16 protein-coding genes are annotated in these 15,315 nt (G+C 64.0%); 2 read left to right on the top strand and 14 right to left on the bottom strand.

Annotation, left to right across the window (positions count from 1 at the left end):
• Positions 1-112 precede the first annotated feature (112 nt).
• The 13 genes from ureG to urtA all read right to left on the bottom strand — a co-directional run bounded on the left by ureG (position 113) and on the right by urtA (position 11,415).
• On the bottom strand, positions 113-724 hold the full coding sequence (gene ureG, locus EAY64_RS06825; protein ID WP_103524028.1) for an urease accessory protein UreG: 612 nt from the start codon (positions 722-724) through the stop codon (positions 113-115).
• The gene (locus tag EAY64_RS06820; RefSeq protein WP_103524033.1) at positions 721-1,230 is read right to left on the bottom strand and encodes a GNAT family N-acetyltransferase; all 510 of its coding nucleotides are present in this window, start codon (positions 1,228-1,230) and stop codon (positions 721-723) included. Before EAY64_RS06820 ends, ureG begins: the two co-directional genes overlap by 4 nt.
• Positions 1,231-1,314: 84 nt before the next feature.
• Positions 1,315-1,998 carry an urease accessory protein UreF gene (locus tag EAY64_RS06815; protein ID WP_103524027.1) on the bottom strand — a complete coding sequence of 228 codons (684 nt, stop codon included), beginning with the start codon at positions 1,996-1,998 and terminating at the stop codon, positions 1,315-1,317.
• The gene (gene ureE, locus EAY64_RS06810; RefSeq protein ID WP_103524026.1) at positions 1,995-2,492 is read right to left on the bottom strand and encodes an urease accessory protein UreE; all 498 of its coding nucleotides are present in this window, start codon (positions 2,490-2,492) and stop codon (positions 1,995-1,997) included. The genes EAY64_RS06815 and ureE overlap by 4 nt, the downstream gene beginning before the upstream one ends.
• A gap of 68 nt (positions 2,493-2,560) precedes the next feature.
• A complete protein-coding gene (gene ureC, locus EAY64_RS06805; protein WP_103524025.1) occupies positions 2,561-4,261 on the bottom strand; it encodes an urease subunit alpha in 1,701 nt (566 codons plus the stop codon).
• Positions 4,258-4,563, bottom strand: coding sequence for an urease subunit beta (locus tag EAY64_RS06800; RefSeq protein ID WP_103524024.1), 306 nt, complete (start codon positions 4,561-4,563; stop codon positions 4,258-4,260). The genes ureC and EAY64_RS06800 overlap by 4 nt, the downstream gene beginning before the upstream one ends.
• 29 nt (positions 4,564-4,592) lie before the next feature.
• Positions 4,593-4,895 carry an urease subunit gamma gene (gene ureA / locus EAY64_RS06795; RefSeq protein WP_103524023.1) on the bottom strand — a complete coding sequence of 101 codons (303 nt, stop codon included), beginning with the start codon at positions 4,893-4,895 and terminating at the stop codon, positions 4,593-4,595.
• Between the two features lie 14 nt (positions 4,896-4,909).
• Positions 4,910-5,764, bottom strand: a complete 855-nt coding sequence (locus EAY64_RS06790; protein ID WP_103524032.1) for an urease accessory protein UreD — start codon at positions 5,762-5,764, stop codon at positions 4,910-4,912.
• A gap of 65 nt (positions 5,765-5,829) precedes the next feature.
• Complete coding sequence (gene urtE / locus EAY64_RS06785; RefSeq protein WP_103524022.1) at positions 5,830-6,528, bottom strand: urea ABC transporter ATP-binding subunit UrtE; 699 nt, start codon at positions 6,526-6,528, stop codon at positions 5,830-5,832.
• 1 nt (position 6,529) lies between these two features.
• Positions 6,530-7,366, bottom strand: coding sequence for an urea ABC transporter ATP-binding protein UrtD (gene urtD, locus EAY64_RS06780; RefSeq protein WP_226034269.1), 837 nt, complete (start codon positions 7,364-7,366; stop codon positions 6,530-6,532).
• Positions 7,363-8,463: an urea ABC transporter permease subunit UrtC gene (gene urtC / locus EAY64_RS06775; protein ID WP_103524021.1), complete on the bottom strand. Its 1,101-nt coding sequence runs from the start codon at positions 8,461-8,463 to the stop codon at positions 7,363-7,365. The genes urtD and urtC overlap by 4 nt, the downstream gene beginning before the upstream one ends.
• Positions 8,464-8,473: 10 nt before the next feature.
• On the bottom strand, positions 8,474-10,054 hold the full coding sequence (urtB, locus tag EAY64_RS06770; protein ID WP_103524020.1) for an urea ABC transporter permease subunit UrtB: 1,581 nt from the start codon (positions 10,052-10,054) through the stop codon (positions 8,474-8,476).
• Positions 10,055-10,146: 92 nt separating this feature from the next.
• Positions 10,147-11,415 carry an urea ABC transporter substrate-binding protein gene (gene urtA, locus EAY64_RS06765; protein WP_220272766.1) on the bottom strand — a complete coding sequence of 423 codons (1,269 nt, stop codon included), beginning with the start codon at positions 11,413-11,415 and terminating at the stop codon, positions 10,147-10,149.
• Between the two features lie 177 nt (positions 11,416-11,592).
• Here urtA and EAY64_RS06760 point away from each other — a divergent pair, with 177 nt between their 5' ends.
• Together EAY64_RS06760 and EAY64_RS06755 are read left to right on the top strand one after the other, a co-directional pair.
• Positions 11,593-12,792, top strand: a complete 1,200-nt coding sequence (locus EAY64_RS06760) for an MFS transporter (protein WP_103524018.1) — start codon at positions 11,593-11,595, stop codon at positions 12,790-12,792.
• Positions 12,793-12,856: 64 nt separating this feature from the next.
• On the top strand, positions 12,857-13,951 hold the full coding sequence (locus tag EAY64_RS06755) for an FUSC family protein (RefSeq protein ID WP_103524017.1): 1,095 nt from the start codon (positions 12,857-12,859) through the stop codon (positions 13,949-13,951).
• 1 nt (position 13,952) lies between these two features.
• On the opposite strand, the gene EAY64_RS06750 is transcribed toward EAY64_RS06755, so the two are convergent.
• Complete coding sequence (locus EAY64_RS06750) at positions 13,953-15,311, bottom strand: TAXI family TRAP transporter solute-binding subunit (protein WP_199734401.1); 1,359 nt, start codon at positions 15,309-15,311, stop codon at positions 13,953-13,955.
• Positions 15,312-15,315 lie beyond the last annotated feature (4 nt).

The raw sequence follows: 15,315 nt of genomic DNA, 5'->3' as shown, positions 1-15,315 counted from the left end.
GCAAGGCGCGCCGACGCAGACAGTACAAGGTGTACGGCAAGGAGGCGCAACGCAGCCACAGGTTTTTGTCAGCGGTTTTTAACTCGCCAACACGTCGCCCTGCCCGGCTGGCTTACAGCTTGAGCATGCCCTTCTCTTCGATGATGGCGATGATGTCGGCCAGCCCCTGCCCGCTTTTCAGATTACTGAACACAAACGGCCGCTCGCCGCGCATCTTGCGTGCATCGCGCTCCATCACTTCCAGCGAGGCACCCACCAGCGGTGCCAGGTCGATCTTGTTGATCACCAACAGGTCTGACTTGCAAATACCCGGCCCGCCCTTGCGCGGGATCTTGTCGCCGGCGGACACGTCGATCACGTAGATGGTGAAGTCGGACAGCTCGGGGCTGAAGGTGGCCGCCAGATTGTCACCGCCGCTTTCGATAAAGATCACGTCCAGCCCCGGATGGCGCGCATTCAGCCGTGCCACGGCCTCCAGATTGATGGACGCATCCTCGCGGATGGCGGTATGCGGGCAGCCGCCGGTTTCCACACCGATGATGCGGTCTGGTGACAGGGCTTCGTTCTTCACCAGGAACTGTGCGTCTTCCTGGGTGTAGATGTCGTTGGTAACCACGGCCACGTTGTAGATGTCGCGCAGGGCGCTGCACAGTGCCCAGGTGAGATGGGTCTTGCCCGAGCCGACCGGCCCGCCAATGCCCACGCGAAGTGCGCTCTGTTTCATGCCGGATGTCCTTTTTGTTGGGGTAGTACGGTGTCAGATAAGGGCTTGGCCTGGATTTGCAGGCTCATGAAGATGCTGAAGGGATCTTCACGGTAATGGGCAAACGGCCCGCAGCGGCTAAAGCCGAAGCTTTCATACAGCGCCAGGGCGGGCAGGAATGCTGCCGTGCTGCCGGTTTCCAGGCTGAGCCGCTGATAGCCACGCTGCTGCGCCGTGTGCAGGATCTGCGCCAGAATGCGCTGCGCCACGCCCTTGCGCAGATGGGCAGCAGCGGTGCGCATGGATTTGATTTCGCCATGCGCGGGGTCCAGCTGCTTGAGCGCGCCACACCCCAGCACCTCCTCGCCCTCCCACGCGGTCCAGAAGGTGAGCGCTGCGGCCTTCAGGCCGGACAGGTCGAGCGCGTGTACGCTTTCCGCTGGCGAATTGGCATACATGCCGGCCAGATGTTCTTGCAACAGCGCATGCACGCGCGGGTCGGTCAGGTCATCGATGATGATTTGCATGGTGTCAGGCTTTTTCAGAATGCGGAAACACAGGGCCAAGGCCTTGCCACAGCACCGTGACCGGAAAGCAGGCCGTGCACTGGCTCATGATCGGAACAACCTGCTGTACTGGCTTTCATGTTTCATCGCCGCCCACATCAGGCCGGGGGCAAAATTGCTGTGTTGTGCTGCGGGCAGGCTGATGGCGCGCTCTACCGCAGTGGTCAGCACCGGCAGCAGCGCAGACAGCAGCTGCTGGCCGGCAGTCTGTCCCATGGGCATGGCCTTGAGCAGCACCATGACCTGGTTTTCCAGCCAGCTCCACAAGAGAGCGGTGACCGCTTCGCGCTCGGCAATACCCAGCATCTGCGCCGCCACGGCCCAGGCTGCGGGCAGGCAGATTTCCTCGCCCGCCAAGCCCGCAGGCCAGCACATGGCCTGGCTTTCCGGCAGGCTGGCCAGCAGCTGGCGCAGGGAATAGCCCATCTGCACGGTTTCCTGCCGCTGTTCGCGGCTGTCGCGGCTGGCCAGATAGCGCTGGTTGAGCCGGGACAGTTCCACTGCATCAGCGGCAGCCACTGCCCGTAGCGCCTGCACCAGCACGGCGGCGTCAAACTGGCACACCGGGCCTTGCAAGACATCCGCCAGCCAGCGGCGGGCGCTGGCGGCATTGTGTACCAGGCCCAGCTCCAGCGCACTTTCCAGCCCTTGCGAATAGCTGAAGCCGCCAATCGGCAGGCCGGGGCTGGCCAGCCGCAGCAGTTGCAACAGGGGCAGCAGTGCCGTCATGCCGGCTGGCCAAACAGATGCAGCTTGGGCGCGTACTGGAAAGCGGCATCCTTGCCGTGCGAGTGATGATGGCCACCACCATAAGCACCGCTTTCCGGATTGAACGGCGCAGACAGGCGGCTCACGTCTGCCCCCAGTTGTTGCAGCATCTGCTCCAAGACATAGTCATCCAGCAGTCGCAGCCAGCCATCGCCCACCTGCAGATGCACATGGCGATTGCCCAGATGGTAGGCGGCGCGGCACAGCTCCTGTGCATTGGCGCAGCGCACATGCAGCAGCGGCTCGTCCGCCGCCCGCACGCGCAGCACCCGCCCGTCCTCGGCCTGCAGCAACTGGCCATCGGCCAGCGGCGCGCCGGCCGGCAGGAACAGGCCGACTTCTTCGCCATTGCTGGCGCGGGTACGCAGCCGGGTCTTGCTGCGCAGCTCGAAGGTCAGCAGCAGCTCGGCATCCCAGCCGGCGGCCTGCTCCAGCCGTTGATTGATCACCAGCATTTTCCTGTCTCGCTTTCTTCTTTTCCATCCAAAGAAACACTACTTGCCACGTCCTGATTTTTCTAAGCTCAGAACAGGAAATAGCGCTGTGCCATGGGCAGCACGGCGGCCGGCTCGCACCACAGCAGCTGTCCGTCGGCTTTTACCTGATAGTTCTGCGGATCCACTTCGATCTGCGGCAGGTAGTCGTTGTGGATCAGGTCGGTCTTTTGCACGCTGCGGCAGTTTTGCACCGCCACCAGCCGCTTGTTCAGCCCCAGCACCTGGCCGATGCCGGCATCCAGCGCAGCCTGGGAGACAAAGGTGACGCTGCCATCGGCAATGGCCTTGCCAAAGCTGCCGAACATCGGCCGGCTATGCACCGGCTGCGGAGTGGGAATGCTGGCATTGGCATCGCCCATGGCCGCCATGGCGATGATGCCGCCCTTGAGGATGAGCGAAGGTTTGACACCAAAAAACATCGGCTTCCACAGCACCAGGTCGGCCAGCTTGCCCACCTCGATACTGCCCACCTCGTGGCTGATGCCATGGGTGATGGCCGGGTTGATGGTGTATTTGGCGATATAGCGCTTGATGCGGACGTTGTCGCAGCCTTCGCCATCGCCTGCCAGCGGGCCGCGCTGCTGCTTCATCTTGTCCGCTGTCTGCCAGCAACGCAGGATGGTTTCCCCCACCCGGCCCATGGCCTGGCTGTCGGAAGACATCATGGCGAAGGCACCCAGATCATGCAGGATGTCCTCGGCGGCAATGGTTTCGCGGCGGATGCGGCTCTCGGCAAAAGCCACATCCTCGGCAATGGCCGGGTCCAGGTGGTGGCACACCATCAGCATGTCCAGATGCTCGTCGATGGTGTTGACGGTAAACGGCCGTGTCGGGTTGGTGGAGCTGGGCAGCACATTGGCAAAGCCGCAGGCCTTGATGATGTCCGGCGCGTGGCCGCCACCGGCCCCCTCGGTGTGATAGGTGTGGATGGTACGGCCCTTGAACGCCGCCAGCGTGGCCTCGACAAAGCCGGATTCATTCAGGGTGTCGGTGTGAATCGCCACCTGCACGTCCATCTCGTCGGCCACGCTCAGGCAGTTGTCGATGGCGGCCGGGGTGCTGCCCCAGTCTTCATGCAGCTTCAGGCCGATGGCGCCGGCGCGTACCTGTTCGCGCAGCGCTTCCGGCAGGCTGGCATTGCCCTTGCCGGTAAAGCCCAGGTTCATGGCAAAGCCTTCCGCCGCCTTGAGCATATTGGCCATATGCCATGGCCCCGGCGTGCAGGTGGTGGCATTGGTGCCGGTGGCCGGGCCGGTACCGCCGCCTATCATGCTGGTGATGCCGGAGGCCAGCGCTTCTTCGATTTGCTGCGGGCAGATGAAATGGATATGGGTATCGATGCCGCCGGCGGTGACGATCATGCCTTCACCGGCGATGATTTCCGTTGCCGCGCCGATGACGATGTCCACGCCGGGCTGGATATCCGGGTTACCAGCCTTGCCGATGGCGGCGATACGGCCGGCTTTCAGGCCGATATCCGCCTTGACCACGCCCCAGTGGTCGATGATCAGCGCATTGGTAATCACGGTATCGGCCACTTCGGCCGCCAGCGCCTGGCCCTGGCCCATGCCGTCGCGGATTACCTTGCCGCCGCCAAACTTCACCTCTTCGCCGTAAATGGTGTAATCGCGCTCCACCTGCGCCCACAGGCCGGTATCGGCCAGTCGCACCGCATCGCCCGTGGTCGGGCCGAACATTTCGGCATAGGCCTGTCTGCTGATCTTCATAAGTCCCCCATCACCCGGCCCTGAAAGCCGAACACCCGGCGCGCCCCCGCCAGCGCCACCAGTTCTACCGTGCGCGTCTGGCCCGGCTCGAAACGCACGGCGGTGCCGGCGGCAATATTCAGCCGGAAGCCGCGCGCTGCGGCACGGTCAAACAGCAGTGCGTCATTGGTTTCGGCAAAGTGATAATGCGAGCCCACCTGTATTGGCCGGTCGCCACGATTGGCCACTACCAGGCTGATGGTGGCGCGGCCGGCATTGAGATCAATCTCGCCGTCCTGCACGCGGATTTCTCCTGGAATCATGTGTTGCTCCTGTCAGGTAAGCGGCGGATTCAGACTATCGGCTGGTGCACGGTGACCAGCTTGGTGCCATCCGGAAAAGTGGCCTCCACCTGGATGTCCGGAATCATCTCCGGCACGCCCTCCATCACCTGCGCACGGCTGAGCAGCGTGGTGCCGTAATGCATCAGTTCGGCCACGCTGCGGCCATCACGGGCGCCTTCCAGAATGGCGGCACTGATATAGGCCACGGCCTCGGGGTAATTCAGCTGCAGGCCACGCGCCAGCCGGCGTTCGGCTACCAGGCCGGCGGTGAAGATCAGCAGCTTGTCTTTTTCGCGGGGGGTCAGTTCCATGGAATGCTTTCGTGTCAGCTTGCCCAGATGCGCGGCTGGCTGGCCGCACGTCCGTGGCTGAAGGGATAGATCAGGTCGCGACAGGCACGCAGCCAGTGATGGCCTGCCTCGGCACTGTCGCCGATGAAACGGGCCAGCCAGACGCCGGGCAACTGGCTGGCCGCAGCACGCCCGGCACAGGGCAGCTCCAGGCAGGCCTGATGCAGCTCGGGCGGCAAGTCCGGCCCGGCCCACAGCAGGGTGGCCAGCACGCTGTGGCCGCCCATGCCCACCGGCGAGGCCAGCAAGGGGCTGTCACCGGGCACATGGCTGTGTTCGCACCACAGCAGCTTGTCGTCACGCCACACTTCGCCGCTTTGCTGCCAGCAGCCGCGATCAAAGCGCTCGGCGCTGGCCGGCCGCCCCAGGCACATCACCTCGCCGGCCAGCAGGCGGGCATCGCCCTGCAGCTGAAAGCGGTTGTCGAGTGCCACCACACTGCCGGCATACAGAATGGTTTCCTGCGGCAGCCATTCCAGCAGGCTGCCCGGCAGCTGCTCCACCCGCAGCTGCTGGGAAGAGGCCCGGCCAAAGCCGTCATACCACTTGGCCGCACCGGGGCTGGTCAACAACACTGCACTGCCCTCGGCCAGATGAATGTCCAGCGTCAGCCGGTCGCCCCCAGCCATGCCGCCCGGGGGATGCACCACAATGTGCTGGCACTGGCCGTGGCCATCGATAAAGTGTTTCTGTACCCGCAGTGGCCCCTGATGGCGGCGATGCACCGGCACGGTGCGCCCTTGCACCACGGCATAGCCCAATTCCAGTGCAGCCGGCCAACCGGCCAGTAGTCCGCTGGGCAAGGGGCTGGCAGACAGCAGCTCGTTCATGTTCATCAGCAGTCAACCAGCAAGGCGAATGGGCTTGAATCAGCAATTACCATGCCGGGCCGGCATCAGATGGCCAATAGTTCGCGCACGCCATCGCTGGCCATCTGGCTGCCCTGCCCGCTGCGGATCACCTCGCCGCGCGACATCACCAGGTAGCGGTCGGCCAGCGCTTCGGCAAAGTCGTAGTACTGCTCCACCAGCAGGATGGCCATGTCGCGCCGTGCTGCCAGATTGCGGATGACTTCGCCAATCTGCTTGATGATGGAGGGCTGGATGCCCTCGGTCGGCTCGTCCAGCACCAAGAGCGAAGGCTGGCTGACCAGCGCCCGGCCAATGGCCAGTTGCTGTTGCTGGCCGCCGGACAAATCACCGCCACGACGCTGGCGCATGTCGTACAGCACCGGGAACATCTCGTACACCGAGGCCGGAATGTCGCGCCCGGCCTTGCCACCAAAGCGTGCCAGCCCCATGCGCAGGTTCTCTTCCACCGTCAGCCGGCCAAAAATCTCCCGCCCCTGCGGCACATAGGCGATGCCGCGTGCCACGCGCTGGTGCGGCGCGCAGCGGCTGATGTCCTCGCCCTGCCAGCGTATGCTGCCGCCCTTGGCCGGCAGCTGCCCCATCAGGCAGCGCAGCAGGGTGGATTTGCCCACACCATTGCGCCCGAGCAGGCAGGTCACCTGGCCGATTTCGGCCTGCAGGCTGACACGGCGCAGAATGTGGCTGCCGCCGTAGTATTGCTCCACTTCTTGTATGTCCAGCATGTCAGCGCCCCAGATAGACTTCGATTACCCGCTCATCGGCCTGCACTTGCTGCAGGCTGCCCTCGGCCAGTACCGCCCCCTCGGCCAGCACCGTCACCTTGCCGGCAATGCTGGCGATGAAATCCATATCGTGTTCCACCACCATCAGCGAATGCCGGCCCTTGAGGGTGAGCAGCAGCTCGGCGGTCTTTTCGGTTTCAGCATCGGTCATGCCGGCCACCGGCTCGTCCAGCAGCAATAGCTGCGGCTCCTGTGCCAGCAACATGCCGATTTCCAGCCACTGTTTCTGCCCATGCGACAGCAGCCCGGCCAGCCGCGCCCGCTGCTCGCCCAAGCGGATCAGCGTCAGCAATTCGTCGATACGGTCGCGCTGCTGACCAGTCAGCCTGGCACGCAGGCTGGCCCAGACCGAACGCGGTCCGGCCAGCGCCAGTTCCAGGTTTTCCTGCACCGTCATCGCCTCGAACACCGTCGGTTTCTGGAATTTGCGCCCTATGCCCAGCTGGGCGATTTCCGCCTCGGAATGCTGGGCCAGATTGATGGTCTGGCCGAAAAAGGCCGAGCCGCTGTCGGCACGGGTCTTGCCGGTAATCACGTCCATCATGGTGGTCTTGCCCGCGCCATTGGGGCCGATGATGCAGCGCAACTCGCCCACGGCTATCGACAGCGACAGGCGGTTGAGCGCGCGAAAACCATCAAAGCTGACACTGATGTCGTCCAGATAGAGAATCTGGCCATGGGTGACATCCAGTCCCGGCTGCAACAGCCGGCCACTGGCAGCGGTATCACCATCCCAGCTTTCACGCTGCACCTGCTGCGAAGTGGTGGTGTGCATCATGCATTCTCCTTGTGACGGCGCAGCAGGCCCAGCAGGCCGCGCGGCAAAAACAGCGTGGTGGCAATGAACAGCCCACCCAGGAAGAACAGCCAGTACTCGGGAAAGGCCACGGTGAACCAGCTCTTGGCTGCATTGATGAAGCCTGCTCCCAGCACCGGACCGATCAGGCTGCCACGCCCGCCCACCGCCACCCAGATGGCGATTTCGATGGAGTTGGCCGGTGACATTTCCCCCGGATTGATAATGCCCACCTGCGGTACGTACAGCGCACCGGCCAGGCCGCACAACATGGCGGACGCCACCCAGATGAACAGCTTGTAATACAGCGGGTTGTAGCCGCAGAACATCAGCCGCGACTCGGCATCGCGAATGGCGGTGAGGATGCGACCGAACTTGCTGTGCACCAGCCAGAAGCCGGCAGCCAGGGCAGCCACCAGCAGCAGCACGGTCAGCAGGAACAGCGTGGCGCGGGTGGCCGGCTCGGCAATGCCGTAGCCGAGGATGCGCTTGAAGTCGGTAAAGCCGTTGTTACCACCAAAGCCGGTTTCATTGCGGAAGAACAGCAACATGGCGGCATAGGTGAGCGCCTGGGTCATGATGGAAAAGTACACACCCTTGATACGCGACCGGAAAGCCAGCCAGCCGAACACCAGCGCCAGCAGGCCAGGCACGCCCACCGCCAGACACAGCGCCCAGGCCAGGTGCTCGCTGCCCTGCCAGAACCAGGGCAGGGTTTTCCAGTCGAGAAACACCATGAAGTCCGGCAGGTCGCTCTGGTAATTGCCGTCATGGCCGATGGCGCGCATCAGATACATGCCCATGCCGTAGCCGCCCAAGGCAAAGAACAGGCCATGGCCCAGGCTGAGCAGGCCCGTGTAGCCCCAGACCAGGTCCATCGCCAGCGCCACGATGGCGTAGCAGAGGATCTTGCCCACCAGCGTCAGGGTATAGGCCGACACATGCAGGCTGCTGGCCGGGTCGGTCCATAAATGCAGGGCGGGCATGGCCAGCAACACGGCCAGTGCCGCAGCACCTGCCAGTTTCAGCGGCAGTGGCCCGATACGCTGGGCCAGCCGCAGGGAAAGTGCGGATTGCATGATAGTGCTCCTAGTCCAGCACCCGGCCCTTGAGGGCAAACAGGCCTTGCGGACGCTTCTGGATGAACAGGATGATGAAGCCGAGGATGAGGATCTTGCCCAGCACCGCCCCCAGCGACGGCTCCAGAATCTTGTTGACGATGCCCAGGCCCATGGCCCCGGTCACGGTACCGGCCAGCTGGCCCACCCCGCCCAGCACCACCACCATGAAGCTGTCCACGATATAGCCCTGGCCCAGCTCCGGCCCGACGTTGCCGATCTGGCTTAGTGCCACCCCGCCCAGCCCGGCAATGCCGGAGCCCAGGCCGAAGGCCAGCATGTCCACCTTGCCGGTGGGCACGCCCACGCTATCGGCCATGCGGCGGTTTTGCGTGACCGCGCGCACAAACAGGCCCAGCCGCGTCTTGTTGAGTACCAGCCAGGTCAGCAGCAGTACGCCCGCAACAAAGGCGATGATGGCCAGCCGGTTGTACGGCAAGGTCAGTGCCGGGGTGATGACCCAGCCACCGGACAACCAGGACGGGTTGGCCACTTCCACGTTTTGCGCACCAAACAACATGCGTACCGCCTGGATCAGCATCAGGCTGATGCCCCAGGTGGCCAGCAGGGTTTCCAGCGGGCGGCCATACAGATGGCGGATGATCAGCCGCTCCAGCGCCATGCCGATGACAAAGGTGACGATGAAGGCCACCGGCAACGCGGCCAGCAGATAGGCATCGAATGCGCCCGGCCACCAGCTGCGGAACAGGTTCTGCACCACATAGCTGGCGTAGGCGCCAATCATCAGCATTTCACCGTGCGCCATATTGATGACGCCCAACAGGCCATAGGTAATGGCCAGCCCCAGCGCGGCCAGCAGCAGCACCGAGCCCAGGCTGATGCCGCTAAAGGCATAGCCCAGCATGTTGTAACGCCATTGGCTGTTTTTCAGATCCAGCAGAGCCTGGGCCGCTGCCGCCCGCACCCGGGCGTCAGACTCGCTGGCACTATCGGCCAGCGGCGCCAGCAGCGTCTGCGTGGCCGGGTCGGCACTGTCGGCCAGGGTGTGGATGGCGCTCAGCCGCTGTGTGGCATCCGGGCTGGCCAGTTGCAGACGGGCGCTGGCCACCAGCAAGGCCTGCTTCACCTGCGCATCCGGTTCCTGCGGCTGGCGGGCCAGCAGCAAGGGTAAGAGGCCGGGGTTGGCACTGTCTTGCAAGGCCTGGATGGCACTCAGGCGCTTGCTGCGCTCGGGGTCGGCCAGATCGCTGGCGGCATGAAACGCCTCCAGCGCGCTGCGCACGCTGTTGTTGACCGGCAGTGCATCCAGGCTGGCGGCGTCACCTGCTACCGGCTGGCCGCTGTCGACATCGCTGAGCTTGCCGTCAGCCCCTTGCAACAACACATGGTTGCCATCGGTGCTGCTGAACAATCTGCCCTCTTCCAGTGCGGCCACCGCCTGACGGCGCGGGCCATCGGCCTGTACTGTCCACTGGGTGATCAGCCCGGCGCGATCGGCCGGGTCGGCATGGGCCAGCTCGGCCAGCGGGCTGGCCGCCACCAGGCCGCTGTACAGCAACAGCAGCAGGAGCAAGGGTTTGAACAATTGCATGGTGCTTTCCTTACTGAATGGACCGCCAGGCCGCCCTGCCTGTTGCGGGCAGGGCGGCAGCGGTCAATGGCGCGAGTCGTCCCGTACTGCGCTTACTTGCTCTTGACCGGGGTATCGGGCTTCTTGTCATTCCCCGGGATAAAGGGGCTCCACGGCTGGGCGCGGATCGGGGTCTTGGTTTTCCATACCACCGAGAACTGACCGTTGGACTGGATTTCGCCAATCATCACCGGCTTGTGCAGGTGATGGTTTTTCGGGTCCATTTCCAGGGTGAAGCCCGACGGGGCGGCAAACTTGATGCCGGCCATGGCCTTGGTGACGGCGGCTACATCGGTGGTGCCGGCTTTCTTCACCGCCTCGGCCCACATATTGATGCCCACATAAGTGGCTTCCATCGGGTCGTTGGTCACCAGCTTGTCGGCATTGGCCAGGCCCTTTTTCTTGGCCCAGGCGCGGTAGTCGGCAATCCACTTGCTGTTGACCGGGTTCTTCACGCTCATGAAGTAGTTCCAGGCCGCCAGATGGCCGACCAGCGGCTTGGCATCGATGCCCTTGAGTTCTTCCTCTCCCACCGAGAAAGCCACCACCGGCACGTCGGTGGCTTTCAGGCCCTGATTGCCCAGTTCCTTGTAGAAGGGCACGTTGGAGTCGCCATTGATGGTGGAGATGACGGCCGTCTTGCCGCCGGCGGCAAACTTCTTGATGTTGCCGACGATGGTCTGGTAATCGCTATGCCCAAAGGGGGTGTACATCTCCTGGATGTCCTCGTCCTTCACCCCCTTGCTGTGCAGGAAGGCACGCAGGATCTTGTTGGTGGTGCGCGGGTAGACATAGTCGGTCCCCAGCAGGAAGAAGCGCTTGGCGCTGCCGCCTTCCTTGCTCATCAGGTATTCCACCGCCGGAATGGCCTGCTGGTTGGGCGCAGCCCCGGTGTAGAACACATTGGGCGACATTTCCTCACCCTCGTACTGCACCGGGTAGAACAGCAGGCCGTTGAGCTCCTCGTACACCGGCAGCACCGATTTGCGCGAGACCGAAGTCCAACAGCCAAAGGTCACCGCCACCTTGTCCTTGCTCAGCAGCTGCCGGGCTTTTTCGGCAAATAGCGGCCAGTTGGAGGCCGGGTCCACCACCACCGGTTCCAGCTTCTTGCCCAGCACACCGCCCTTGGCGTTGATCTGGTCGATGGCAAACAGCGCCATGTCCTTGAGCGAGGTTTCCGAAATGGCCATGGTGCCGGACAGGGAGTGCAACACCCCGACCTTGATGGTGTCGGCGGCAAAGGCCGGCATGGACACGAGGCCGGCGGCGGCCAGGACCAGCGGAGCGGACTTCAGAAACATGCGACGAGTAGATGCCATGAGATTCCCCTGATGATTGGTATGGATGTTGCGCTGCGTCATCAGAGTACGATCCACGCCGGGCCAGCAAAATACGTTACATGACGTAGACGCATGCGCAGGTCGGCGCTGGTGCGTGCTTGCCGCACAGCCATGCCCTTGTGCTAGGCTGTGTCTCCCCGTCGATGGAGTCTGTTTATGCTGCCACGCAGCGCCTGGCGTGATTTCACCGCCGTCATTTTCAGCGTGGCCCTGCTGGGCCTGGGTCTGGGCAGCACCATGCCGCTGACCGCCCTTACCCTGACTGCTCGCGGCTTCAGCCCGGAGGTGATCGGCTGGACCGTGGCCGCCGGCGCACTGGGCGGGGTGCTGGCCACGGTGGCCGCCCCGGCGCTGGCGCTGCGGCTGGGACGGCGCAATGTGATGCTGGGCTGCCTGCTGCTGGCAACCCTGTCGGTAATGCCGCTGCAATACCTGCAGTCGATTCCCGGCTGGATGCTGGCGCGCTTTCTGTTTGGCGCGGCCATGGCCCCGCTGTTCGTGCTGGGGGAAAGCTGGATCAACACCCTGGCCGGCGACCATGCGCGTGGCCGCATCGTCGCCATCTACTCCACCTGCTTCACCGCCTGTCAGGTATTGGGGCCGCTGCTGACCGACCTGCTGGCACGCTGGCCGGAGCAGTCCTTCCTGCTGTGCGGCGGGCTGTTCTTGCTGGGGGTGCCGGGCATCATGCTGGCGCGGCCCGAACAGCCGGCCAGCCAGCAGGCAGCCCACCCAGCGCCGCCGGCACCCGGCACGCCGGGCAAGCAGAGCGCCACCTCCTGGCTGGGCATCATCCGCAGCGCGCCGGCCATCCTGCTGGGCACCGCCTTCTTTGCCTCATTCGATACCGTCATGCTCAGCTTTCTGCCGCTGGTGGCGATGGATGCCGGCATGAGCCAGAGCCGCGCCCTGGCTTCGGCCTCCATCCTGCTGGCTGGCGATGCGGCGCTGCAATTTGCCATCGGCTGGCTGGCCGATCACTTTGGCCGCCGCCGGGTGCAGCTGCTGTGCGGCATGCTGGTCTGCCTGTTGCTGCCCTTGCTGCCGTGGCTGATGCAGCTGCCGGGGCTGTGGGAGGTGTATCTGTTTGTGCTGGGCGGCTGTGCCGGTGCCATCTATACCTTATCCATGGTGGCCAGCGGCGAGCTGTTCAGCGGCGCGGCACTGTTGCGTATTTCCGGGCTGATTTCGCTGAGCTGGAATCTGTCCAGCAGCCTGGGGCCGGCAGCCACCGGGCTGGTGATGCAGCATGCCGGCGGCAGCTGGATGGTAGCGGTGCTGTGGGGCATGGCCCTGCTGTTTGTTGTCAGCGGCTGGCGGCAGCGCACGGCGACACAGGCCGTTGCCCTACACTGAGCCCTTGCCAGCCCACCGGCTTTTTCGCAGGCTGCATGTTTCAACAAACTGACGGAAGCCAAGCATGCAGCCAGCCAGATGGCCCCAAGGGATACGCGCCCTGATTGCGCGGGAATGGCAGCAATTACGCAGTTTTCAGGCCAGTGACCGGCCATGGCAGATGCCGCTGACTGCCGCGCTGGCCACCGGTCTGCCGCTGCTGATTGCCGCCTGGACCGGCCAGCTTGGCTTTGGCCTGCTGTCCTCCCTGGGTGGCATGGCCTTTCTCTACCTGCCGGCCACGCCCATGCACCACCGCATGGTCACCATCATGGCCTGCAGCTTTGGCCTGATCGCCAGTTTCACCCTGGGCCTGTTAAGCCAGCTGCTGCCGCTGGCTGCCGCCCCGGTACTGACCGTCATCACCATTCTGGTGACCATGATCTGCCGCTTTTACCGCCTGCCGCCGCCCGGCAGCTATTTCTTCGTGATGGTGGCCGCGCTGGCCGCCTACACCCCGGTTCCCGTACTGCAAATACCGCTGCGGGTGGGCCTGCTGGCCATGGGCAGCCTGCTGGCCTGTGTACTGGCCTTCGGCTATAGCCTGCATGTGCTGCGCCAGCGCACACCCCGGCCGATACAGCCCTTGCCGGCGGCCGATTTCGACTTCGTGGTGGTGGATGCGCTGATCATCGGGCTGACTGTTGGCCTGTCGCTGCTGCTGGCCGAACTGTTGCAACTGGAGCGCCCTTACTGGGTGCCGGTGAGCTGCCTGGCCGTGCTGCAGGGGGCCAGCTTGCGGGCGGTGTGGAACCGCCAGTTGCAGCGGCTGCTGGGTACGGCGCTGGGGCTGCTGCTGACCTGGGCGGTACTGAGCCTGCCCTTGAATGGGTGGTCGGTCGCGCTGCTGGTAATGCTGCTCAGCGGCGTGGTGGAAACCCTGGTGGTGCGCCACTACGGCATGGCGGCGGTGTTCATCACGCCCATGGCCATTTTGCTGGCCGAAGCGGCGCACCTGGGCCAGGGCTCGCCCACCGGCCTGATCGAGGCGCGCTTCTACGACACCCTGGCGGGTGGGCTGGTCGGCTTGCTCGGCGGCCTGAGCCTGCACCGGCCGCCCTTGCGCCAGGGCATCAGCCAGCTGGTGCGGCGTGTTCTGCCGGTGAAGGACACTTTTTGAGTCAGTCCTTGTGGCCCTGTGCGTCGGCGTCGGCCTGCAGCCGGCTGCGCACAAAGTCGATATGGCCACGCAATTCATACAGCAAATCTCCAAAGGCTGCCGGCACCACGATCTTGCTCACCGTGGCATCGACATGCTGCAGCCGGTGCAGCAATTCCTCCTGCTTGCCCGGCACCGTGCGCTGGGCCACCGCCTCGCGCTCGATATCGAACAACACCCGGTACCAGCGGTTGATGCCGGACTGGATACGCCAGCGGTAAATGGCCGGTGCCACCTTGAGTGCCGGTATCAGCAACAGCACCAGCGGCAGCATCACCGCCAGCGCCCGCGCTACCAGCCCGGCCAGCCAGAAGGGGAAGGTGCGGTAGAAAAAGCTCTTGCCGGAGGCGTAATAGCGCTGTGCATCCTCGCTGATACGGATTTCATGCTCGGCCAGCACCGGAAACTCGCCGGCCTTCTTGAACAGGCCAGGCTTGCCATGGACTTCGCGCGCGGCCTCCAGCAGCAGATCGGACAAGGCCGGGTGCAAGCCTTCACGGGCAATCAGCTCCACGGTGGGCCCAATCAGCTGGGTATCGGTTTCGGGAATGTCCTTACCCAGATCCAGCCCGCCGCGTGGCAGGGTCAGCTTGTTCAGATAGCTGACCCGACGCGCATAGCCATCGGCCTGCACAAAGTTGAAAAGATGAATGTCCGGCGTGTGCAAAAGCTGACGTAACAGATCCGTCGAGGTGGAATCGCCCATCACGAACAGCGCGTCCACCTGTTTGTCCAGCAAGGACTTGATGGCATTGCCGGGCAGCGAGTCGAGCAAGGTGGTCTTGCCACCCGGCTCTATACCATTGAGCTTGAGCAGGGCCAGCGCCAGGCTGTGGGTGCCGCTGCCCGGTTCGCCGATATCCAGCCGCATGCCCTGAAAGTCCGACAACAAGGTCTTGGGCGTGCCACGGTAGAACACCATCAGCGGCTGATAGGAAATGCTGCCCAGCGACATCAGCCGGCTGGTATCGACACCGGCGGCCTCGCCGCCCAGCACGAAGCCGACATCCACATTCAGACGGGGGTTGCTCAGCTTGTGCAGATTATCCAGCGAGCCGCCGGAGGGCAGTATCTTTACCTTCACCCCCTCGCGCGCCAGGATGGCCTGATAACGCAAGGCGGTTTTCTCGAATACGCTGCCCGGTGGCCCGCTGGCGATGGTGAGGCTGGTCGGAGCCGCCGCATTGGTCAGCAACAGCGCCAGCAACATGATGGCCACACCAGCCAGCACGATCATGAGCATCGACAGCACCAGGCCACGACCAAACAGGGCGTTCAGCCGGGCGGCAAGGCGGGAAAACAGGCTACGGGGAGAGAACAAGGCA

It is taken from the genome of Aquitalea palustris, from assembly GCF_003693445.1.
GTDB lineage: Bacteria > Pseudomonadota > Gammaproteobacteria > Burkholderiales > Chromobacteriaceae > Aquitalea > Aquitalea palustris.
Note: the sequence above shows the minus strand (reverse complement) of the source record. Positions and strands in the feature narration are given on the sequence as shown.

Bases quoted from the DNA above. Each gene is read 5' to 3' on its own strand.
- ureG (WP_103524028.1), bottom strand. From the start codon at position 724: ATGAAACAGAGCGCACTTCGCGTGGGCATTGGCGGGCCGGTCGGCTCG.
- EAY64_RS06820 (WP_103524033.1), bottom strand. From the start codon at position 1,230: ATGCAAATCATCATCGATGACCTGACCGACCCGCGCGTGCATGCGCTG.
- EAY64_RS06815 (WP_103524027.1), bottom strand. From the start codon at position 1,998: ATGACGGCACTGCTGCCCCTGTTGCAACTGCTGCGGCTGGCCAGCCCC.
- ureE (WP_103524026.1), bottom strand. From the start codon at position 2,492: ATGCTGGTGATCAATCAACGGCTGGAGCAGGCCGCCGGCTGGGATGCC.
- ureC (WP_103524025.1), bottom strand. From the start codon at position 4,261: ATGAAGATCAGCAGACAGGCCTATGCCGAAATGTTCGGCCCGACCACG.
- EAY64_RS06800 (WP_103524024.1), bottom strand. From the start codon at position 4,563: ATGATTCCAGGAGAAATCCGCGTGCAGGACGGCGAGATTGATCTCAAT.
- ureA (WP_103524023.1), bottom strand. From the start codon at position 4,895: ATGGAACTGACCCCCCGCGAAAAAGACAAGCTGCTGATCTTCACCGCC.
- EAY64_RS06790 (WP_103524032.1), bottom strand. From the start codon at position 5,764: ATGAACGAGCTGCTGTCTGCCAGCCCCTTGCCCAGCGGACTACTGGCC.
- urtE (WP_103524022.1), bottom strand. From the start codon at position 6,528: ATGCTGGACATACAAGAAGTGGAGCAATACTACGGCGGCAGCCACATT.
- urtD (WP_226034269.1), bottom strand. From the start codon at position 7,366: ATGATGCACACCACCACTTCGCAGCAGGTGCAGCGTGAAAGCTGGGAT.
- urtC (WP_103524021.1), bottom strand. From the start codon at position 8,463: ATGCAATCCGCACTTTCCCTGCGGCTGGCCCAGCGTATCGGGCCACTG.
- urtB (WP_103524020.1), bottom strand. From the start codon at position 10,054: ATGCAATTGTTCAAACCCTTGCTCCTGCTGCTGTTGCTGTACAGCGGC.
- urtA (WP_220272766.1), bottom strand. From the start codon at position 11,415: ATGGCATCTACTCGTCGCATGTTTCTGAAGTCCGCTCCGCTGGTCCTG.
- EAY64_RS06760 (WP_103524018.1), top strand. From the start codon at position 11,593: ATGCTGCCACGCAGCGCCTGGCGTGATTTCACCGCCGTCATTTTCAGC.
- EAY64_RS06755 (WP_103524017.1), top strand. From the start codon at position 12,857: ATGCAGCCAGCCAGATGGCCCCAAGGGATACGCGCCCTGATTGCGCGG.